This is a genomic window from Mesorhizobium sp. WSM4809 (genome assembly GCF_055811655.1).
Genome location: NZ_JBVVQW010000015.1, coordinates 91,264 through 109,925, shown reverse-complemented (window position 1 = coordinate 109,925; position 18,662 = coordinate 91,264). Strand labels below are relative to the sequence as shown.

At 62.8% G+C, this 18,662-nt stretch carries 21 protein-coding genes; 8 read left to right on the top strand and 13 right to left on the bottom strand.

Annotation, left to right across the window (positions count from 1 at the left end):
- Positions 1-65: 65 nt before the first annotated feature.
- Positions 66-1,001 carry a transcriptional regulator GcvA gene (gcvA, locus tag AC0L24_RS27125; RefSeq protein ID WP_127319562.1) on the bottom strand — a complete coding sequence of 312 codons (936 nt, stop codon included), beginning with the start codon at positions 999-1,001 and terminating at the stop codon, positions 66-68.
- Between the two features lie 130 nt (positions 1,002-1,131).
- On the opposite strand from gcvA, the gene AC0L24_RS27120 reads away from it, so the two are divergent.
- Positions 1,132-1,398, top strand: a complete 267-nt coding sequence (locus tag AC0L24_RS27120; protein WP_473564385.1) for a hypothetical protein — start codon at positions 1,132-1,134, stop codon at positions 1,396-1,398.
- 99 nt (positions 1,399-1,497) lie between these two features.
- On the opposite strand, the gene AC0L24_RS27115 is transcribed toward AC0L24_RS27120, so the two are convergent.
- Positions 1,498-2,034 carry a L,D-transpeptidase family protein gene (locus AC0L24_RS27115; protein WP_473564400.1) on the bottom strand — a complete coding sequence of 179 codons (537 nt, stop codon included), beginning with the start codon at positions 2,032-2,034 and terminating at the stop codon, positions 1,498-1,500.
- A gap of 144 nt (positions 2,035-2,178) precedes the next feature.
- On the opposite strand from AC0L24_RS27115, the gene AC0L24_RS27110 reads away from it, so the two are divergent.
- The 4 genes from AC0L24_RS27110 (at position 2,179) to AC0L24_RS27095 (ending at position 5,519) form a co-directional block, all read left to right on the top strand.
- Entirely contained in the window at positions 2,179-2,862 is a 684-nt protein-coding gene (locus tag AC0L24_RS27110; protein WP_013528898.1) for a response regulator transcription factor, read from the top strand.
- 120 nt (positions 2,863-2,982) lie between these two features.
- The gene (locus tag AC0L24_RS27105; protein WP_023811239.1) at positions 2,983-3,438 is read left to right on the top strand and encodes a cyclic nucleotide-binding domain-containing protein; all 456 of its coding nucleotides are present in this window, start codon (positions 2,983-2,985) and stop codon (positions 3,436-3,438) included.
- 180 nt (positions 3,439-3,618) lie between these two features.
- The gene (locus AC0L24_RS27100; RefSeq protein WP_473564384.1) at positions 3,619-4,671 is read left to right on the top strand and encodes a glycosyltransferase family 9 protein; all 1,053 of its coding nucleotides are present in this window, start codon (positions 3,619-3,621) and stop codon (positions 4,669-4,671) included.
- A 173-nt stretch (positions 4,672-4,844) separates the two neighbouring features.
- Positions 4,845-5,519 (top strand): hypothetical protein, encoded by a 675-nt coding sequence (locus AC0L24_RS27095; protein ID WP_473564383.1) that lies wholly within the window; start codon positions 4,845-4,847, stop codon positions 5,517-5,519.
- A gap of 130 nt (positions 5,520-5,649) precedes the next feature.
- On the opposite strand, the gene AC0L24_RS27090 is transcribed toward AC0L24_RS27095, so the two are convergent.
- From AC0L24_RS27090 to AC0L24_RS27080, 3 genes are all read right to left on the bottom strand, one after another.
- On the bottom strand, positions 5,650-6,456 hold the full coding sequence (locus AC0L24_RS27090; protein ID WP_473564382.1) for an exodeoxyribonuclease III: 807 nt from the start codon (positions 6,454-6,456) through the stop codon (positions 5,650-5,652).
- 170 nt (positions 6,457-6,626) lie between these two features.
- Entirely contained in the window at positions 6,627-7,310 is a 684-nt protein-coding gene (locus AC0L24_RS27085) for an outer-membrane lipoprotein carrier protein LolA (protein ID WP_127330241.1), read from the bottom strand.
- A 151-nt stretch (positions 7,311-7,461) separates the two neighbouring features.
- Positions 7,462-10,131 (bottom strand): DNA translocase FtsK, encoded by a 2,670-nt coding sequence (locus AC0L24_RS27080; protein WP_128363881.1) that lies wholly within the window; start codon positions 10,129-10,131, stop codon positions 7,462-7,464.
- A 204-nt stretch (positions 10,132-10,335) separates the two neighbouring features.
- Between AC0L24_RS27080 and AC0L24_RS27075 the strand changes: the two genes are divergently transcribed.
- The gene (locus tag AC0L24_RS27075) at positions 10,336-10,707 is read left to right on the top strand and encodes a hypothetical protein (RefSeq protein WP_127319580.1); all 372 of its coding nucleotides are present in this window, start codon (positions 10,336-10,338) and stop codon (positions 10,705-10,707) included.
- 88 nt (positions 10,708-10,795) lie between these two features.
- On the opposite strand, the gene AC0L24_RS27070 is transcribed toward AC0L24_RS27075, so the two are convergent.
- The 4 genes from AC0L24_RS27070 to tesB all read right to left on the bottom strand — a co-directional run bounded on the left by AC0L24_RS27070 (position 10,796) and on the right by tesB (position 14,210).
- Positions 10,796-11,071 carry a hypothetical protein gene (locus AC0L24_RS27070; RefSeq protein ID WP_127267328.1) on the bottom strand — a complete coding sequence of 92 codons (276 nt, stop codon included), beginning with the start codon at positions 11,069-11,071 and terminating at the stop codon, positions 10,796-10,798.
- A 254-nt stretch (positions 11,072-11,325) separates the two neighbouring features.
- Positions 11,326-12,747 carry an ammonium transporter gene (locus AC0L24_RS27065; protein ID WP_127267327.1) on the bottom strand — a complete coding sequence of 474 codons (1,422 nt, stop codon included), beginning with the start codon at positions 12,745-12,747 and terminating at the stop codon, positions 11,326-11,328.
- Between the two features lie 31 nt (positions 12,748-12,778).
- The gene (locus AC0L24_RS27060; protein WP_127397384.1) at positions 12,779-13,117 is read right to left on the bottom strand and encodes a P-II family nitrogen regulator; all 339 of its coding nucleotides are present in this window, start codon (positions 13,115-13,117) and stop codon (positions 12,779-12,781) included.
- 217 nt (positions 13,118-13,334) lie between these two features.
- On the bottom strand, positions 13,335-14,210 hold the full coding sequence (tesB, locus tag AC0L24_RS27055; RefSeq protein WP_127397385.1) for an acyl-CoA thioesterase II: 876 nt from the start codon (positions 14,208-14,210) through the stop codon (positions 13,335-13,337).
- Positions 14,211-14,308: 98 nt separating this feature from the next.
- On the opposite strand from tesB, the gene AC0L24_RS27050 reads away from it, so the two are divergent.
- Positions 14,309-15,586, top strand: a complete 1,278-nt coding sequence (locus AC0L24_RS27050; protein ID WP_189367505.1) for a ubiquinone biosynthesis hydroxylase — start codon at positions 14,309-14,311, stop codon at positions 15,584-15,586.
- A gap of 237 nt (positions 15,587-15,823) precedes the next feature.
- Here the strand turns inward: AC0L24_RS27050 and AC0L24_RS27045 are convergent, their stop codons facing one another.
- The 3 genes from AC0L24_RS27045 to AC0L24_RS27035 form a co-directional block, all read right to left on the bottom strand.
- The gene (locus tag AC0L24_RS27045) at positions 15,824-16,351 is read right to left on the bottom strand and encodes a hypothetical protein (RefSeq protein WP_127382880.1); all 528 of its coding nucleotides are present in this window, start codon (positions 16,349-16,351) and stop codon (positions 15,824-15,826) included.
- A 139-nt stretch (positions 16,352-16,490) separates the two neighbouring features.
- On the bottom strand, positions 16,491-16,847 hold the full coding sequence (locus tag AC0L24_RS27040; RefSeq protein WP_127808720.1) for a YciI family protein: 357 nt from the start codon (positions 16,845-16,847) through the stop codon (positions 16,491-16,493).
- Positions 16,844-17,074, bottom strand: a complete 231-nt coding sequence (locus tag AC0L24_RS27035) for a hypothetical protein (protein ID WP_127808719.1) — start codon at positions 17,072-17,074, stop codon at positions 16,844-16,846. The genes AC0L24_RS27040 and AC0L24_RS27035 overlap by 4 nt, the downstream gene beginning before the upstream one ends.
- Positions 17,075-17,305: 231 nt before the next feature.
- On the opposite strand from AC0L24_RS27035, the gene AC0L24_RS27030 reads away from it, so the two are divergent.
- On the top strand, positions 17,306-17,731 hold the full coding sequence (locus AC0L24_RS27030; protein WP_127322672.1) for an OsmC family protein: 426 nt from the start codon (positions 17,306-17,308) through the stop codon (positions 17,729-17,731).
- Positions 17,732-17,783: 52 nt separating this feature from the next.
- Here the strand turns inward: AC0L24_RS27030 and AC0L24_RS27025 are convergent, their stop codons facing one another.
- Positions 17,784-18,413 (bottom strand): YceH family protein, encoded by a 630-nt coding sequence (locus AC0L24_RS27025; protein WP_127808718.1) that lies wholly within the window; start codon positions 18,411-18,413, stop codon positions 17,784-17,786.
- Positions 18,414-18,662: the final 249 nt, after the last annotated feature.

Here is an 18,662-nt window from a genome sequence, read left to right as displayed (position 1 = left end):
CCTACTGCCCTACTGCCCTACTGCCCTACTGCCCTACTGCCCTACTGCCCTACTGCCCTACTGCCCTACTGCCCTTTGTCCGTGGTCCGCGTCTTGGCGACTTCCTCGAGCATCCATTCGCGAAAGGCGACGATGCGTGGATCGGCGGCGGTATTTTCGGGATAGACCAGGAAGTAGGCGAACTCGGGCGCCACCCGCAGGCCGAGTTCGAAAGGCTGCACCAGCCTGCCCTGGGAAAGGTCGTTCGCCACCATGGCGAAATCGGCGAGCGCAACGGCATTGCCGTCGAGCGCTGCCTGGACGGCATCCGTGGAGTTGCCGAAGACGACGGTCCGGCTGTCGTCGAAATCAGTGATGCCGGCCGCCGCCATCCACATCCGCCAGTTCGGCCACGTCACGCCTTGCCGCGACCATTCGATATGCGCAAGCGTGTGGTTGAAGAGATCGCGCGGCTCGCGCAGCGGCGGACCGGACGTCAAGAGGCTCGGGCTGCACACCGGAATGAGGATGTTGTCGAACAGCCGGTGGGTGCGAAGACCCGGATATTTGCCGGCGCCGAAACGGATGCCGACATCAATGTCATCGAGTTCGAAATCCCGCACTTCATAGGCAATGTCGAATCGCAATTCGATATCGGGGTGATGCTTGCGAAAATCGTCGACGCGTCGCATCAGCCATTTTGACGCGAACTGCGCGTCGAGCGTTACCTTCAAAAGGGCGGTGCCGCGCGCCAGCTTTTGCGCCCGCGAAACGGCCCGGCCAAGCAGGTCGAGCGCGTCGGCCGAGGCGTCGAACAGCACCGTTCCCGCCTCGGTGAGCCGGATCGTGCGGCTGGTGCGTGTGAACAGCACCAGCCCGAGTTGATCCTCGATTTCCTTGATCTGATGGCTGACGGCGGCCGGCGTCAGGCCGAGCTCGTCGGCGGCACGGGTGAAATTGAGGTGCCGGGCCGCTGCTTCCAGTGTCCTCAAGGCACGAGTCCCGGGCAGAAGACGAGCCATCCTATCCTCAAATAAAACTTGATGATCCAGAGAAAACTACTCGTTTCTCGCAGAGATTTCAATCTGGCATCATCCATCCATCGAAACATCATCAAGCCGGATTTGATATCCGGGGAGAACGGAGCACACCATGTCCATCATCGTTTTGAATTCGTCCACACATCGTCCGAACTGGCTGGCCGAAACCCTCGACTGGCTGCGTCACGCCCGGGTCGCGATACGCCTCCCCCGCCGCGATACTGCCTACCAGAACGTCGAGGATCTCTCCGACCGCCAACTGCGCGATATCGGCGGCGCGCGCCGTGACGTCGCTCGCGCAATGGACAGGGAGCTTGGCCGGCTGGGCCTGCTAGACATCGGCTGGCAGAGACCGCGAAGGTCAGGGAATAGGCAGTAGGAAATAGGCAGTAGAGGAAAATTTAAGCCAGCGCCGACAGGTAGCCTACTGCCTACTGCCTACTGCCTACTGCCTACTGCCTACTCCCCTACTCCCCTACTATCTTACCACCCTCACCACCGTCCGGTCCGACAGCAGTGGCAGCAGCCGCGACATGGTTTGCGCCGTGACAGCCACACAGCCTTGCGTCGGCGTGAAGCCGGGGCGCGCCAGATGGAAGAAGATGGCGCTGCCGCGCCCGCGCCGGCGCGGCGACAGGTTCCAGTCGAGCACAAGACAGGCATCGTAGAGCCGGTCGTCGCGCCGCATGCGTTCGTGGCTGGCGCCATAGGGTATCTTGACCGGCCTGTTGTAGTTGCGGTCGTCGGGCACTTCGCACCAGCCCAGATCGGGCCCGATCGGCGTCATCGCCAGACGGGTCCTGCGGCCGCTGGAGAACTGATCTCCCCGGAAATACCCCGACAGGATCCGCATCGCGGCCAGCGGCGTGGCGCCATCGCCTTCGCGCTTGCCGGCCGAGATGCCACCGCGCCCCAACGCACAGGCAAACACCGTTTTCCCGGCCTGCAACAGGCCCTGGCTTGGATGCCCAGGCCTCGCCCGCACGGTCAGCACACGCAGCCCTTTTCGCAAAATTGCGCCGGCTGCATTGCGATCGTGTTTTTTCTTGTATGATCGTGCCACGGAACAAATCACTGTGAACGGCTGTTGCGCCGGTCAGCTTCCGCATAAACAGGCAGCGGTCAACTGAATTTTCTTTTCAAAACAACGGATTGATCCATGACTTCACGCACCATACTGATCGTCGACGATGATGATGACCTGCGCGGCACACTGGTCGAGCAATTATCCCTTTACGAGGAATTCGACGTGCTGCAGGAATCGACTGCGGCAAAAGGTGTCGCCGCAGCGCGCGGCGGCCTCATCGATCTGCTCATCATGGACGTCGGGCTGCCCGACATGGATGGCCGCGAAGCGGTGAAGATCCTGCGCAAGGGCGGCTACAAGGCGCCCATCATCATGCTGACCGGCCACGACACCGATTCGGATACGATTCTTGGCCTCGAGGCCGGCGCCAACGACTATGTGACGAAGCCGTTCCGCTTTGCCGTGCTGCTGGCACGCATTCGGGCGCAGCTGCGCCAGCATGAGCAGAGCGAGGACGCCACCTTCTCGGTCGGGCCTTATACTTTCAAGCCCAGCCAGAAACTGCTGCTTGACCCGCGCGGTGGCAAGGTGCGGCTGACGGAGAAGGAAGCCTCGATCATCAAATATCTTTATCGCGCCGACCAGAAGGTGGTGACGCGCGACGTGCTGCTCGAGGAAGTATGGGGCTACAATTCCGGTGTCACCACGCACACACTGGAAACCCATGTCTACCGGCTGCGCCAGAAGATCGAGCGCGATCCTTCCAATGCGGAAATTCTTGTGACAGAAAGCGGCGGCTACAAGCTGGTTCCTTAAACATTTCATTATCCAATGAGCGGTCGGGCGGGGCCGCTTTCGGGTACGATCCAGTTGGAGGGTGGTTTGGATCGAACTCGCAGAGGAGGAGTCGGACTGTCGGTTCGGGGACATAGCTAGATGGCGCTGGATGACGACATCCGCGTCCTGTCCGCCGTGAGGCTCTTCGAGGGCTTCACGCAGGAACAATTGCGCCTGCTCGCCTTTGGCGCCGAGAACACCAGGCTGATTGCCAACCACAAGCTCTATCGCGAGGACGACGAGGCCGATTCCGCCTATATCGTCGTCAGTGGGCGCATCGTGCTCTACCGGGAGCAGGGTGGTGAACGCATCCCGATTGGCACGGCAGGCCCCGGCACGATCCTGAGCGAACTGGCGTTGATCGCCGACACCAACCGGTTGACCAGCGCCTCGGCCGAGATCGATTCGGAAGTGATGCGTCTCAGCCGCAAGATGTTCCGCCGTATCCTGGAGGAATATCCCGAGATCGCGGTCAAGCTCCACCAGCGCATCTCGGAGGAATTTCAGGCGATGATCCGCCGCATCGAGGAACTGGCCCCGCGCTTCTCCGGCTGAAGGCTGCCCGCCTGCGAAGCTGTTGTTTCGCGGCCAAAGGCGGAAGCGCGGCAGCGTCCGTTGACAGGCCCGAGGTGAAATCCTAAAGCACCCCGAAGGCGGCCGGCACAGCAGGCGCCATCACCACCAGGCTCCTGGGGGGAGCGAGCCATGCCGTCAGGGCGGTACGAGACGATTATCTTGTATTCCCGCAATGACGCGTTCGGCGACGGATTGATCCGGATTCCGGCTTTGCGCGCCGCCAGAACGGCATTCCCCGATAGTTTCATCGTCTACGGAACCACCCGGTCGTCGTCCCTTGAACATAGCCTCAATCGCCATGCCGGCCATTTGGTCGATGCGATCAATGTGCGCACGCCGCTGGCGCGCCTGGTCGCCGATCACCGCAAGGGCAAGGGGCGATTGGCCGTTGTCGATTTCCGCATCTCGGCGCGTTGGCTGCTTCAAGCCTCGGCATCACTGCTCGGCCGCGGCATCGCCTATGAGGCAAACTTTCCGGCTTTCGCCCTTTCCTGGCGCCTGGGCCAAAGACCTGAAGCACGACCCGGGCACAATGCCTGGCGCTACCACCGCCTCATCGAACGCCTTGCCGGCAAGCGGCTGCCTTTCGATCATCGGCTGGAGCCGGGCCCGGCCGCGCGAGCGGCGGCCAGGAGCCTTGCGGACGGCAAGCAGGCTCCGTTGATCATTATCGCTGCGCACGGCAGCGCCAGCAAGCGCATGTCGGCGGATCAGGTTGCCGCGATCGCCGACAGCCTGATCGCCGACGGGGCGAACCTTCTCTATGTGAAAACCCCAGGCGATGGTCCCGATATAGCTGAACTGGCTCAGCGCGTGCCGAAGCTGCGGCTTGTCGATTCCGCCGCGATCGAAGGTGTCGATATCGGTGACATCTTGCTGGCGCTCGGCGAGTTTGCCGATCTTTACATCGGCGCCGAAGGCGGTACCGCACATCTCATGGCAACCGTGATGACGCCGATGGTTATCCTCAGTGGCGGCGCCAACATGGCCCGTTGGAGGCCGCTTTCGAACTGCGTGGACGTGATCGAATCCCGCCATGCCAGTCCGACCGGTCTGGTCGCCAATGTGCCTGCGCCGACAATCATCGAAGCGGCGCAACGCATGCTGGCGACGCGCCGCCGCGACCATCCCCATCTGCCGGATCTCGCAGGCCTGTCAGCGCAGCAATTTCGCGACAACGACATGCATGACGACTTGAAGCGCGCCGTTTGAATTTGAGTTCATCGCGCTTCGAAGCGTACTGGGATTCAGGTCGGCCACTTGCAGGCCGGCCTCACCTGAACACCGACGCCATGGTACAATGGCCGTCCACTGGCTTCGGCATAGGTCAGCACTCGTAATCTTTTCGAATGGAGTTCCTCTCAGGCCTCAATGAGAATAGACAAATGCCAGAGAACAACGCGTCGCGCACCAAGCATGGCGGCGAATGGACGATAGCCTGGCGCCTGGTCATACTGGCGGCGACGGCGATTAACGTCGCGATGCTCTTGGCCGCGCTGTCTATCGCGCAAATTCGTGGTCTGGACGCCTGGATCTTTTATCGAGATCCATCTGCAACCGCCGAAGTCGGCTTCTATACGGGGTGGATTTCGTCCCTGGGTGCTTCGCTATGGATCGGCGCCGGCGCCGCGACCCTGTTTGCTGGCCTGCTCACGCACCGATGGGATTGCACGTTTCTCGGCGGCCTTACCCTGCTCCTGGGCCTCGACGACCTGTTGTTGATCCATGAGGACGTGCTGCCCATTGTAGGGATACCAGAGATCGTTGCGATGATTGCCTACGCCGCCGCCGGGTTGTTCTGGTTCTTTCGGCTGCGACGAAAGACATTCGACGGCACGATCGTCTTTGTGGCCGCAGGCTTCCTGCTCGCGCTGTCGGCATCCATCGACCAGCTCGGAGATCTGTTTCCCACCCCTGGTTCTGCGGCCGCCATCGCCGAAGACGTCGTCAAAGAGCTTGGCATCTTCCTTTGGGCGGCAGGTGCCGTCGGGTACGCGGCGATGGTGACACGATTGGGCCGTCCGTGGGTGGATCCAGCCGGTCCCAACTCTACAGACTGACTGCCGCACGCGGGCATTTTCGACCAGGCTTGAGCAATTCTAGGAAAAGTGTGAAGCGGTTTTCCGTCTAGAATTGGGTCTAAACAAAGAGTTAGAGCAGCTCGCCGTTTCCGTGAAACGGTGAAATGCTCTAATCCAGATCGAACCGCGCGATGACAGGTACATGGTCCGACGGGCGCTCCCAGCCGCGCGCCAGACGCAGGACCTCGTAGCCGGAAAAGCTGGGCACCAGGTTCGGCGACGACCAGACATGGTCGAGGCGGCGGCCGCGATTGGAGGCTTCCCAATCCTGCGCGCGATAGCTCCACCAGGTGTAGAGCTTCTGCTCATCCGGCACGTTGAGCCGCATCAGGTCGACCCAGTTGCCGGCGCGGCGCATCGCCTCGAAATTTTCCGTCTCGACCGGCGTGTGGCTGACCACGTTGAGCAATTGCTTGTGCGACCAGACGTCATGTTCGAGCGGGGCGATGTTGAGGTCGCCGACCAGCACCGAGCCGGACACCTCGTCATGTTCTGCCCGGATGGCATTCATCTCGGCGACGAAGTCGAGCTTGTGCTTGAACTTCCTGTTGATGACGGGATCCGGCTCGTCGCCGCCCGCCGGAACGTAGAAATTGTGAAGCAGGATCGCCTTGCCGCCGGCCCGCACCGTCACCGAGAGGTGCCGGCTATCCTCGATTTCGCAAAAGCGTCGCTTTTCGACCACCTCGATCGGCCGCCGAGCCACGGTTGCTACGCCGTGGTAGCCCTTCTGGCCATGGAAGGCGATATGCTCGTAGCCGAGCTTGCGAAAAGCCTTTTCGGGGAACAGTTCGTCGGGAACCTTGGTTTCCTGCAGGCACAGCACGTCGGGCGCATGCTCGACGAGCAGGCGCTCGACGATCGGCATGCGCAGGCGAACGGAGTTGATGTTCCAGGTGGCGATGGAAAAGGGCATTGGCAATCCAGGACAGCGTGCGACCGGCCAGAACCGATGGGCCCCGGCGGGGAAGACGCCTTTCGACGGAGTCAGTCCGGGAAACTGCCAGCCGCAAGCCGCAAAGACAAGCCGGGCCACGCCCGCTGAGGCGTGACCCGGCGCTTTCCACAGCTATTGGTGCGATTGGCCTAGCGCGCCTTGTTGGTGTTGAGTTCGCGGTTCGCCGTGTAGTCGATGGCGAAAGTATCCGGCGCGAAGCTGACGCCTTCCTTGGTGTTGAAGATCATCACCGTCGTGTCCTTGCCCTGCGCGTCGGTGATCGTCCACTGCCGCAAGTCGAAGGTTTTCGGATCGAACATCATGGTGATCTTCGAATTGCCGAACACCGATTTGTCGGCGAGCTGGATGGTGGTGAGGTCATCCTCCTGCTTGACGCTTTTGACGCGGTCGCCGGAGAGATCGATCCTGGTGTCGAGCAGCAGCTTCAAGGGTGTCTTCGACAGCGGATAGAGATCGGACGTGTTGAGCCTCTTGTTCAGGATGACCACCGACTGGCCGTCTGAAATCACCCGGAAGTTTGAAGAGCCGTCGTAGTTGAAGCGGATCTTGCCTGGCCGTTCGAGGAAGAACTTGCCGCCGGTCTGCTCGCCCTTGGGGCCGAACTGCACGAATTCGCCGCTCATCGATTTGACCGAGGAAAAGTGGTCGGCGATCTTCTGCGCAGCGGTCGGCACAGCCGCCTGCGCCGAAGCCAGCACCTGGAAGCCGGGCACCGCGTTGAAGGCTGCCGCCCCCGCAAACGCCAGGCCGAGGCCCAGCAACTGACGCCGGGATGGAGCAAATGTGCTGAGCGCTGAAAGATCGTTTTTCATGTCGGTCACTCTCATCTGATTCCTGAGTTGTTCTGTGCTTGGACCCCCAGTTAGGCTGAAATTTGGCGGGTCAGACGTCCCTTGGTCGCTTCAACGCCTTAAAAGGTTCAAGGTTGCCGGACCGGGATGTCACAAGGGTCAGGCTTTGTGGTCAGAACTTGTCCTCTTCGGTCGGCACCAGGATCTCGCGCTTGCCGGCATGGTTGGCCGGGCCGACGATACCTTCCTTTTCCATCTTCTCGATGATCGAGGCGGCGCGGTTATAGCCGATGCCCAGCCGGCGCTGGATATAGCTGGTCGAGGCCTTGCCATCGCGCAGCACCACGGAGACCGCCTGATCGTAGGGATCGTCGGAATCCTCGAAATTGCTGTTGCCGCCACCGGACCCGCCCTTGCCCGACGGCTCGTCGTCGTCCTCGCCATCATCCTCGGTGATGGCGTCGAGATATTCCGGCACGCCCTGCAGCTTCAGATGCGCAACGATCTTCTCGACCTCTTCGTCGGCGACGAACGGGCCGTGCACGCGCTGGATGCGGCCGCCGCCGGCCATGTAGAGCATGTCGCCCATGCCGAGCAGCTGCTCGGCGCCCTGCTCGCCCAGAATGGTGCGGCTGTCGATCTTCGACGTCACCTGGAAGGAGATGCGGGTTGGGAAATTGGCCTTGATGGTGCCGGTGATGACGTCGACCGACGGCCGCTGCGTTGCCATGATGACATGGATGCCGGCGGCGCGCGCCATCTGCGCCAGGCGCTGCACGGCACCTTCGATGTCCTTGCCGGCGACCATCATCAGATCAGCCATCTCGTCGATGATGACGACGATGTAGGGCATCGGCTCGAGGTCGAGGTTCTCGGTCTCGTAGATCGCCTCGCCGGTCTGGCGGTCGAAGCCGGTCTGCACGGTGCGCGAGATCTTCTCGCCCTTCTTGTCCGCCTGGCTGACGCGGGCGTTGAAGCCGTCGATGTTGCGCACGCCGACCTTGGACATCTTGCGGTAGCGGTCCTCCATCTCGCGCACGGTCCATTTCAGCGCCACCACGGCCTTCTTCGGATCGGTGACGACGGGCGTGAGCAGATGCGGGATGCCGTCATAGACCGAAAGTTCCAGCATTTTCGGATCAATCATGATCAGCCGACATTCTTCCGGCTTCAGCCGGTAGAGAAGCGACAGGATCATGGTGTTGATGGCGACCGACTTGCCCGAGCCGGTGGTGCCGGCGACAAGCACGTGCGGCATCTTGGCAATGTCGACGATGACCGCCTCGCCATTGATGGTCTTGCCCAGCGCCAGCGCCAGCTTGGCCTTCGTCGTCTCGAAGTCACGGCTGGCCAGAATCTCTCTGAGATAGACGGTTTCGCGCTTGGCGTTCGGCAGTTCGATGCCGATGGCGTTGCGGCCGGGCACCACGGCGACGCGGCAGGCGATGGCGCTCATCGAGCGCGCAATGTCGTCGGACAGGCCGATGACGCGTGACGATTTGATGCCGGGCGCCGGTTCGAGCTCATAGAGCGTGACCACCGGACCGGGACGGACGGCGATGATCTCGCCCTTGACGCCGAAGTCCTCCAGCACGCCTTCAAGCAGGCGGGCGTTCTGTTCCAGCGCGTCCTTGGACAGGCTGGCGTCGCGCACCACGTTCTTCGGTTCGGAGAGGAAGTGCAGCGACGGCATTTCGAACTTTTCCGAGCCGATCAGCGATGTCTGCGCCTCGCGCTGGACGCGGGCGCCGGGCACGGGGCGCGCCGCCGGCGCCTCGACGCGGGTGGCTGCGTCGGAGCGGAACGGCTGCACCTTGGCGGTCGGCGCGCCGCGGCGTTGCACGACAGGTTCATCGTCGAAATCGGCATCCTCGCCTGGATTGTCGAAGCGGTCGTCGAAGATGTCGGCATCGTCGGGGTCGAGCGAGGCGCTGCGGTCATTGACCATGGCGGCGAAGAATTCGGGCTCGACGCGGGCGCGGCCATCCTGGCTCATCCGCTGCTCGGCAAACTCCGCCGATTCGACCCGTTCGGCGGCGCGCCGCCAGGCGGTGGAGCGCTGCTCCATCTCCGGCTCGTACTCGTCCCGCTCCTGCCTGCGGCGCAAGGCACGGCGGTGCATCCACGCGCGCAGCGACAGCCACCAATGGGTGATGGCGCCGAGCGCCAGGATACCCTCGTCGCCTTCGTCCTCGTCATTGTCGAACAACAGGTCGTCCTCGCGCGGATCGGCGGCGGGCTCGTCCTCCATCACGGCGAAGCCGTTCTTGCGACCGATCAGCGCCGAACCATGGGCAAAGAGCCACAGCGCGGGTGCGGCCAGCAGGATGGCGATGATGCTGGCGATCAGCCCGGTCGGATAGCCGCCGATGACGACGCCGGGGATCTTCAGCACCATGTCGCCAAACACACCGCCGAGGCCGGTGGGCAGCGGCCAGGTCTTGGGCGGCACAACGCAGCCGACCATGGCCGCGGCCAGCAGCGCGAAGCCGAACCAGGACAGCCCGCGCTTGGGCAGCCTGTCGACACCGCGCGCGGAAAACAGCAGGAATCCCCAGATGACCGTCGGAACCAGGGCCGCGACGGCGGCGAGGCCGAAGAACTGCATGGCCAGGTCGGAGAACACGGCACCCGCATAGCCCATGGCATTGGTGACGGTGTTGTTCGTCGCGTGGGAAAAACTCGGATCGGCGACATTCCAGGTGGCAAGGCTGGCAACGCCAAAGGCGGCCAGCGCGAACAGGCCGACGCCGACCAGCCGCCCGACCTGACGCCGCGCGAACGCCTGGATGCCGTGCCCCGTATCGGCCAGCGCAAGCGGTGCTGAAGCCCCTGAACGCATGCTCTTCCCCGTCTGTCATGGTCTCGCCGGGTGCGTGGCGCATTCCGGCAGATTCGGGTCTCAGACTATCGGTGGGAAGGTTAAGGGCGCATTAACTATAAGAGGTTGAGATGATCAAGCCTCGTTACCACTGGTTGAGCCGTTTGCTGCTCGAAGAATGGCGCCGAGTGTGGGCGAAGGGGGGTCGCCAATTTGGGTAAAGGCATGCAACCCGTCTTCCTTCGCGTGGCGGCACTGGCCTGGGCAGGGCTCAGTTTGCTGCTCGCTTTGCACTGGTTCGTCGAACTCGGCATGGTGGGCTTCCCGGACGGCTATGTGACGCCCTTCGCCAGAGCGACCGGTCCGCTGCTGCACATCCTCGCCACAGCCTGCCTCGGACAAGGCCTGTATTTTCTGTTCAGAGGTCTTTTCGGCAAGGGATTTGCAGTGCGAGGCCTCGGCCTGCGGGTTTTGATCGCCGCGGTCCTGACAGTGGCGCCTGTGCTGATCGTCAGGAATTGCCCGCATTCCCGGACATGCAGCAGCGCGTATGAAGCGCTGACGAACACCATGATGGACGACGGCGCCGGCGGATAGAGCTGCCGCCTGCCGAAACAATGGCGGACTGCCGGGCCCGCCATTGGTCGTTTGGAACAAAGATCGGGCCTCGGCCCGACCGGACAAATCAGTTGGCGCCGCCGAGCGCCTGCACATTGGCGCAGAATTCCGCATACGGCTTGCTCATCGCCGCATCCTGGCATTCCTTCTTCATCGCTTCCTGCTTTTCCATCGGCATGGCCATGAAAGCGGTCTTGAAATCCGCCATCGGCTTCATGGTCTTCATGCCGGAATCCGTGAAGAACGGCGCCATGTTGTCGGGCTCATCCAGAGCGCCGGCAAATGCAAAGCCGCTGACCATGGAAAGAGCGAGCGCTCCAAGGCAGATATTCTTGAGGTTCATGAAATGGTTTCCTTCCCTGTTGTTTGGCACGAGCGTCAGAACGACGATCGTCCCCCCAGTTCGGAACCAGAGCGGTCGTTGTTTCCTCAAAAAACCTGATCACATGAACGTGATTGCGCCAAGACGGGCATTGCCGGAATGACTTGCCAAAAAAAGAGGCCCGGATGCGATCCGGGCCTCAATGCGTGAACTCCTTTCGGGAGCATCACGACGGGATAGGAATTGCGGGGCGGCCAATGCCGTCCCGCACGGGCTTACGAGTGGTAGGCCGCTTCGCCATGCGAGGTGAGGTCGAGGCCTTCGCGCTCTGCGTCGGCTGTCGGACGCAGGCCGATGATCAGGTCGACGATCTTGTAGAGGATGGCGCTGCCGATACCCGACCACAGCAGGGTCACCAGGACACCCTTGGCCTGCGCCAGGAGCTGGGTGGCCGTGCCGGCATAGCCGGCAGCAAAGTCGGCCGTCGAATAGTCGACAATGCCGGCGCCACCGAGGGCAGGATTGACCAGGATGCCTGTGCCGAGCGCGCCGATGATGCCGCCGATGCAGTGGACGCCGAAGACATCAAGGCTGTCGTCGTAGTCGAACGTGTTCTTCACCACCGAGACGAAGAAGTAGCAGACGAAGGTGGCGACGATGCCGAGCACGATGGCGCCCATCGGGCCGGCAAAGCCGGCAGCGGGCGTGACGGCGACGAGGCCGGTCACCGCACCCGAAACAGCACCAAGCATGGAGGCTTTGCCGCGCAGCAGCGATTCAAGCACGATCCAGGTGACCGCCGCCGCCGCCGTGGCGACGAAGGTATTGATCATGGCCAGCACCGCATAGGCGTTCGCTTCAAGATTCGAACCGGCGTTGAAGCCAAACCAGCCGACCCACAGCAGCGAAGCACCGACCATGGTCAGCGTCATCGAGTGCGGCGCCATGAGATCCTTCTTGTAGCCGCTGCGCTTGCCGATCATGAGCGCGCCGACGAGGCCGGCAATGCCCGCATTGATGTGAACGACCGTGCCGCCGGCGAAGTCGATGGCGCCGAAGCTGAAGATGAGGCCCGTCGGATCGCTATAAGCGCTCGGGCCGCCCCAGAACCAGACCATATGAGCGATCGGGAAGTAGATGAAAGTGACCCACAGGATGACGAAAAGGATCAAAGCGGAGAATTTGACGCGTTCGGCGAAGGCGCCGACGATCAGAGCCGGCGTGATGCAGGCGAAGGTCATCTGGAAGACGACGAACACCAGTTCAGGAATGGCGACACCCTTGGTAAAGGTTTCCGACAGGGTCGTCACATCGACGCCGGAGAGAAACATCTTGGAAAGGCCGCCGACGAAGGCGTTGCCCGGGGTGAAGGCGAGGCTGTAGCCGTAGAAAACCCAGATGATCATGACCACGCTGGTGATGGTGAAGACCTGCATCAGCACTGACAGCATGTTCTTGCTGCGAACCAGGCCGCCGTAGAAAAGCGCAAGACCGGGAACCGTCATCAACAGCACCAGAACGGTGGAAACCATCATCCACGTGGTGTCGCCCTTGTCGACGGTGAAAGCTGGCGCTGCTGCGGCCGCGGCGGGAGCCGCTTCCTGCGCGAATGCGGCGACCGTGCCCAATGCTCCGAGCGCGAACGAGCCGAGCAGCGCGGAGCGCGCCGCTGACTTCAAGGTGGAAGGAATATTCATTGAACTCTCCATTGGAATACGTGATCGCCGCTCAGAGCGCGTCGGTGTCTGTTTCGCCGGTGCGGATGCGCACCGCCTGATCGATGCCGAAAACGAAGATCTTGCCGTCGCCGATCTGGCCGGTCTTGGCGGCGGCGGAGATGGCCTCGACAGCCTTGTCCACCATGTCGGAACTGACGGCGACTTCGATCTTGATCTTCGGCAGGAAGCTGACCGCGTATTCCGCCCCGCGATAGATCTCCGTATGCCCTTTCTGACGCCCGTAGCCTTTGACTTCGGTGACGGTCAGGCCCTGGATGCCGACGGCGGTAAGCGCTTCGCGTACCTCGTCGAGCTTGAACGGCTTGATGATTGCCATCACAATTTTCATAAGGTTTCACCCTTCGCTGTTGCGGTCCCCCGCGTTTGCACACCTTCACCGATCCTAAAAAGCCGGAGAGTGCCCACGAGGATTCAAGCTCCGTGCCAAGTGCCGAAGCAGGGTGTTAACCCGTTGTAAAAAAAGAGATTAGAGAGCACACCGACGCAACCTGCCCACAGCTGCAGCGATGCATCTGCCTAAAACTTAGGCAATTTTCGAAAAATGCCTACTCTGCAGGCGATCGCTTGAGCCGGATCAGCCCTTCCTGCGCAACCGAGGCGATCAGCGTGCCGTCGCGGGCAAACAGCGACCCGCGTGTAAAGCCGCGCGACCCCTGTGTCGACGGGCTGTCCTGCGTGTAGAGCATCCAGTCGTCGAGCGCATGGCTGCGATGGAACCACATGGCGTGGTCAATGCTCGCCGCCTGGATATCGCGATCGAAAATGGCGCGGCCATGCGCAAAGGTCGATGTGTCGAGCAGCGTCATGTCGGAAAGATAGGCGAGCACCGCCGCCTGGATGGCGCGGTCCGCCGGCACCGGACCTGTGGTGCGGATCCAGATATTCTGCTTCGGCTCCAGCTTTTCGCGGCTGGTGTAATGCTTCAGCATCACCGGCTTCATCTCGATCGGCCGGTCGCGCTCCCAGTAGCGTTTGATGCCATCGGGCACCGCCTCGGCGAATTTGCCCAGCAATTCGCGTTGCGACAGCAATGTGTCCGGCCCCGGAACGTCCTGCGGCATCGGCACCTGGTGCTCGAGACCGACCTCGTCCTGCTGGAACGAGGCTTCGAGCGAAAAGATCGCCTGGCCGTGCTGGACCGCCACCACGCGCCGCGTGGTGAAGGAGCCGCCGTCGCGAATACGGTCGACCTCGTAGACGATCGGCACCTTGGTGTCGCCGGGCCGCATGAAATAGCCGTGCAGCGAATGCACGTGCCGATCGGGATCCACTGTCCGCTGCGCCGCCACCAGCGCCTGGGCGATGGTCTGGCCGCCGAACACGCGCTGCCAGTCGAGCAAGGGGCTGCGACCACGATACAGATTGTGTTCCAGCTTCTCGAGGTCGAGAATGCCGAGAAGCTCGTCCATGGCTGCCGTCATATTTCGCGCCCTCGCCGCAGAAGTGTTATGGCGGTTTCCGACAGGACGGACAGGCAGTCAAGGGTGCAGGACCCGGCCGGCGCGCAGGAGCGAAGATGATGGAACGCAAGGCGGACACGAAAACCGGGCCAAACGCGAAAACAAGATCTGGGCTCGATGTCCTGGTCGCCGGCGCCGGCTATGTCGGCCTGGCCGCCGCCGTGTCGCTGAAGCAGGCGCGACCGGGTCTCGCCATCGCTCTCGTCGATGCCGCACCTGCTGGCGCCTGGCAAAGGGATGGCCGCGCCTCGGCCATTGCCGCCGCCGCCTGCCGCATGCTCGACCAGCTCGGCGTGTGGGCCGAGATCGTGCCCCAGGCGCAGGCGATCACCGAGATGATCATCACCGATTCGCGCACCGCCGATCCGGTGCGTCCGGTCTTTCTGACCTTCGACGGCGAAGTGGCGCCGGGCGAGCCCTTTGCGCATATGGTCGCCAACAGGGTGCTGAACGGCGCCTTGCGGGCCAGCGCCGAAAAGCTCGGCATCGACATCATCGAAGGCGTCGCCGTGCAGGGGTTCGAGACCAACGGCGCTGGCATCACAGTGCATCTCGCCGACGGCGCGACCCTGAAGGCCCGCCTGCTGGTCGCCGCCGACGGCGTCAACTCGAAGCTGCGCGACATGGCCGGCATCAAGACGGTGAAATGGGAATATGGCCAGTCGGGCATCGTCTGCACCGTGGCCCATGAACGCCCGCATAACGGTCGCGCCGAAGAGCATTTCCTGCCGGCCGGCCCCTTCGCCACATTGCCGCTCAAGCCCGGCGAGGACGGCACCAACCGCTCGTCGATCGTCTGGGTCGAGCGTACGCCCGATGCCGAAAAGCTGGTGGCCGGTGACGATCTCCTCTTCGAACACGAACTCGAACAGCGCTTTGGCCTGAAGCTTGGCGAAATCCGCGTTGCCGACAAGCCGCGCGCCTGGCCGCTCGGCCTGACCATTGCGCGCGCCTTCGTCGCACCCCGCATCGCGCTCGCCGGCGATGCCGCCCACGGCATCCACCCGATCGCCGGCCAGGGCCTCAATCTCGGCTTCAAGGATGTCGCGGCCCTTGCCGAGGTGATCGTCGAGGCCGACCGGCTCGGCCGGGACATCGGCGCGCTCGACGTGCTCGAGCGCTACCAGCAGTGGCGCCGCTTCGACACGGTGCAGATGGGTGTCACCACGGACGCGCTGAACCGGCTGTTTTCGAACGATATCGGCCCGCTGCGCACCGTCCGCGACATCGGCCTCGGTCTCGTCGAACGCATGCCGCGCCTGAAGGATTTTTTTATCCGGCAGGCGTCGGGACTGTCCGCCAGCACGCCGCGACTATTGAAGGGCGAGGCGATCTGATCGATTCAGCGCCCCCAACGTCGTCATCCTTGGGCGTAGCGACGCGAAGCGGAGCGAAGACCCAAGGATCCATGCCGCGACCTTGGCAGAAGAATGCAGCGGAGCAGAATTCTACACCGTGGTGACGCGTTTGAGTCGCGCATGGATCCCGGGGTCTGCGCCGCGTCGCTTCGCTCCTTGCTCCGCCCCAGGATGACGAAAGCGATGGCGTTTCCGCCAATCACCCAAGGTAGGCGCTCAGTTGACCTCGAAACCCAGCTTTTGCCGCAGCCGCAATATCCTCTGGTCGGATATCTCCAGGCGTTTCTCGCCGCCCTGGGCGGCGCGGTTGACCATCTGCAGCAGATCGTTTCGCTCGGCGACATCGAGACGTTCGCGCAGGAACGGCGCCAGCTTGTCGATGACAACGGTGGCGTCGTCGACTTGCGCCGCCGCCCATTTGGCATAGATCACCGCCTCGTCGGTCTTCTTCTTGTCGGCGATCTCGGAAATCACCGCGCGGATGACGGCCTCGCGCTGCGGCAGGATTGGCCCATCCTCGGAGACGATTGATGTGATCAGCGTAGCCGCCGCTACGACCGGATCATCGATCGCCGTCAGCGGCGACAGCGCCGCCTGCTTGCGCAGCTTCTTGCGGCGCACGGAGCCCTGTACCCGGCCAATGACATCGGCAACGTCACGCGCGGCCTCGTTCATGGCCTTCATCCGGTACCACCAGAACGCCGCCGCGCCCATCACGCCAAGGATAGCAATCAGGAAAGGCATGTCGAAATCCCCAAGAACCCCGGCGACGATAGGAGAACTCTCGCCTTGCTTCAACACGCAAAAGTTGCGCACGGAACCGAAACCCGAACGCTCAGCCCGACGCCCTGGTTTTCGAAGCAGCCACAACGCTGGCAGGGCTCTATGATCCCGGTATGTCGTAGATGGCCCGGACCTCGATCGTGCCGAGTTCGGCCAGTGGAATACCAGCGGCAATGTCCAGCGCCGCTTCGAGATCTCCGGCCTCGATCATGACGAAACCAAGCAATTGCTCCTTGGTCTCGGCGAACGGCCCGTCGATAACCAGCCGCTTGCCCTGACGCCGCCGCACGGTTTTGGCCGTTTTCACCGATTGCAGCGCCTGCGCGACGATCAGCAGGCCGCTCTCCTCCAGCGCCCGGTCGTAGGCCAGCGAATCGGCGTCGAGCTTGGCCGACTTTGCCGGGGTCAGCGCGTGAAGATCCTTTTCCTCACCATAAACCAGGCAGACATATTTCATTTCCAGCCCCCTTGCCGCTGTGAACCATAGGATGCGCCGACGAGGACATCGGTGTTGCCACTGACCGCCGCCGCATGATCGAGAAGGCATGCCGCGATGCCGATGACGGCAACCGCCGCCAGAAGCCGGCCAAAGCCGGATGCCGGCGGATGCAGCCAGAAGTCTTCTTCTCGTCGCCCGGCCCCGCAGCCTGCACCTTTCCACGATGCCAAAAACATATTGTCCATGTGAACCTCCATCCGGCCACAAATCCGTGGTGGCCATCCGCAGGACGGGCGAAGCAGATCAAAATCGACATTTCTGCACCGGCATTTTTCGGAAAAATCTGGCCACCGGTGCCGGCACCGTGCGGTGGTTCAAAGAGCGCAGTGGCCTTCGCGTCCGCGCGCGCTATAGTTGACCGGACGCCGGCTCGGCCTCGACAACGAACCCCAACCACGACAACCAAGGAGGAATTCATGGACCGCACCGCAAACGCCGTCTGGAAAGGCAATCTGAAAGAGGGCACGGGCACGCTCGACACCCAGAGCGGAACCTTGAAGGGCACGCCTTATTCGTTCAAGGCGCGCTTCGAGGACGAGAGCGGCAAATCCGGCACCAACCCGGAAGAACTGATCGCCGCGGCGCATGCGGGCTGCTTTGCCATGCAGTTCTCGCATTTCCTGGCCGAGAACGGCACGCCTGCCACCGAACTCGACGCCAAGGCCGTGGTGACGCTGGTTCCAGGCACCGGCATCACCGGCAGCGCCCTCACCGTGGTCGGCAAGGTGCCCGGCATCGATGCGGCGAAATTCACGGAACTGGCCGAGAAGGCCAAGGCCGGATGCCCGGTCTCGAAGGCGCTCGGCGCCATAAACGTGTCGCTTGATGCCCGGCTCGGCTGAAAGCGCTGCATCCGTGTAAAGACCCGGCGCGAACGCCCAGGCGCGCGCCGGCCTATGCTCCCAGCGCGTCCAGGCGAGCGCGCAGTGCGGCGACTTCCTGCTCCAACGCCTCCAACCGCGCCTCCAGGTCGGAAGCAGGCAGGACCGATGCACTTCGCTGCACCGAAAGGGCGGCAACGTCCACCGGGCCGCTGAGGAGATGAACGTAGCGGTCCTCGCGCTGGCCTGGTCCTCGCGGGATTTCCTGGATGAGTGGCGGTCGACGGCCGATCAGCATGTCGAGTTCGGCGCGCAGATCTTCGATCGACGGGAACCGCGCCATGCGCTCGCCCCGCGCCAGCAGTTCATGGGCCGTCTGCGGCCCGCGCAGCAACAGCAGGCCGATCAAAGCAGTCTGCGGCGTGGTCAGCGAGAAGCGCTGCGCCATCTGGTGCTCGTAGCGCTCGACGCGCGAGCCGAACATCTGCCGCACCAGCCCCTTTTGTTCAAGCAGCTTCAGCCCCCGGTGCACCTCGGTCTGCTCCAGTGCCATCACCGGCTCGCGCGCCGTCTTCTGGTTGGCGGCGGCCAGTGCTGCGTTGAGCGTCAGCGGATAGACATCCGGCGTCAGCTCTTTCTTCTCGATCAGGCAGCCGAGGATCCGGGCTTCGCTGGGAGAGAGGATGGGAAGATCGTCGCTCATTGGACTAAAATCCTTTCTGAGGCCGGCGGGACAGCGCCCCCCCTCTGTCCTGCCGGACATCTCCCCCACGTGGGGGAGATCGCCAGCTTCGCCGAGCGCGCGTCATCCTTCAACCTTTGAGATTGGCTAAAGCCGCGATGACAGCCAATCTCCCCCCACGTGGGGGAGATGTCCGGCAGGACAGAGGGGGGCCGCTACGGATCGCTACATCCGAGGTTTGCAGCAAATCCGCTCCGCCTAGACCCGTCT

Bases quoted from the DNA above. Each gene is read 5' to 3' on its own strand.
- AC0L24_RS27105 (WP_023811239.1), top strand. From the start codon at position 2,983: ATGGCGCTGGATGACGACATCCGCGTCCTGTCCGCCGTGAGGCTCTTC.
- AC0L24_RS27050 (WP_189367505.1), top strand. From the start codon at position 14,309: ATGGAACGCAAGGCGGACACGAAAACCGGGCCAAACGCGAAAACAAGA.
- AC0L24_RS27060 (WP_127397384.1), bottom strand. From the start codon at position 13,117: ATGAAAATTGTGATGGCAATCATCAAGCCGTTCAAGCTCGACGAGGTA.
- AC0L24_RS27070 (WP_127267328.1), bottom strand. From the start codon at position 11,071: ATGAACCTCAAGAATATCTGCCTTGGAGCGCTCGCTCTTTCCATGGTC.
- tesB (WP_127397385.1), bottom strand. From the start codon at position 14,210: ATGACGGCAGCCATGGACGAGCTTCTCGGCATTCTCGACCTCGAGAAG.
- AC0L24_RS27065 (WP_127267327.1), bottom strand. From the start codon at position 12,747: ATGAATATTCCTTCCACCTTGAAGTCAGCGGCGCGCTCCGCGCTGCTC.
- AC0L24_RS27045 (WP_127382880.1), bottom strand. From the start codon at position 16,351: ATGCCTTTCCTGATTGCTATCCTTGGCGTGATGGGCGCGGCGGCGTTC.
- AC0L24_RS27025 (WP_127808718.1), bottom strand. From the start codon at position 18,413: ATGAGCGACGATCTTCCCATCCTCTCTCCCAGCGAAGCCCGGATCCTC.
- AC0L24_RS27075 (WP_127319580.1), top strand. From the start codon at position 10,336: ATGCAACCCGTCTTCCTTCGCGTGGCGGCACTGGCCTGGGCAGGGCTC.
- AC0L24_RS27110 (WP_013528898.1), top strand. From the start codon at position 2,179: ATGACTTCACGCACCATACTGATCGTCGACGATGATGATGACCTGCGC.
- AC0L24_RS27095 (WP_473564383.1), top strand. From the start codon at position 4,845: ATGCCAGAGAACAACGCGTCGCGCACCAAGCATGGCGGCGAATGGACG.
- AC0L24_RS27040 (WP_127808720.1), bottom strand. From the start codon at position 16,847: ATGAAATATGTCTGCCTGGTTTATGGTGAGGAAAAGGATCTTCACGCG.
- AC0L24_RS27030 (WP_127322672.1), top strand. From the start codon at position 17,306: ATGGACCGCACCGCAAACGCCGTCTGGAAAGGCAATCTGAAAGAGGGC.
- AC0L24_RS27035 (WP_127808719.1), bottom strand. From the start codon at position 17,074: ATGGACAATATGTTTTTGGCATCGTGGAAAGGTGCAGGCTGCGGGGCC.
- AC0L24_RS27080 (WP_128363881.1), bottom strand. From the start codon at position 10,131: ATGCGTTCAGGGGCTTCAGCACCGCTTGCGCTGGCCGATACGGGGCAC.
- AC0L24_RS27090 (WP_473564382.1), bottom strand. From the start codon at position 6,456: ATGCCCTTTTCCATCGCCACCTGGAACATCAACTCCGTTCGCCTGCGC.
- AC0L24_RS27085 (WP_127330241.1), bottom strand. From the start codon at position 7,310: ATGAAAAACGATCTTTCAGCGCTCAGCACATTTGCTCCATCCCGGCGT.
- gcvA (WP_127319562.1), bottom strand. From the start codon at position 1,001: ATGGCTCGTCTTCTGCCCGGGACTCGTGCCTTGAGGACACTGGAAGCA.
- AC0L24_RS27120 (WP_473564385.1), top strand. From the start codon at position 1,132: ATGTCCATCATCGTTTTGAATTCGTCCACACATCGTCCGAACTGGCTG.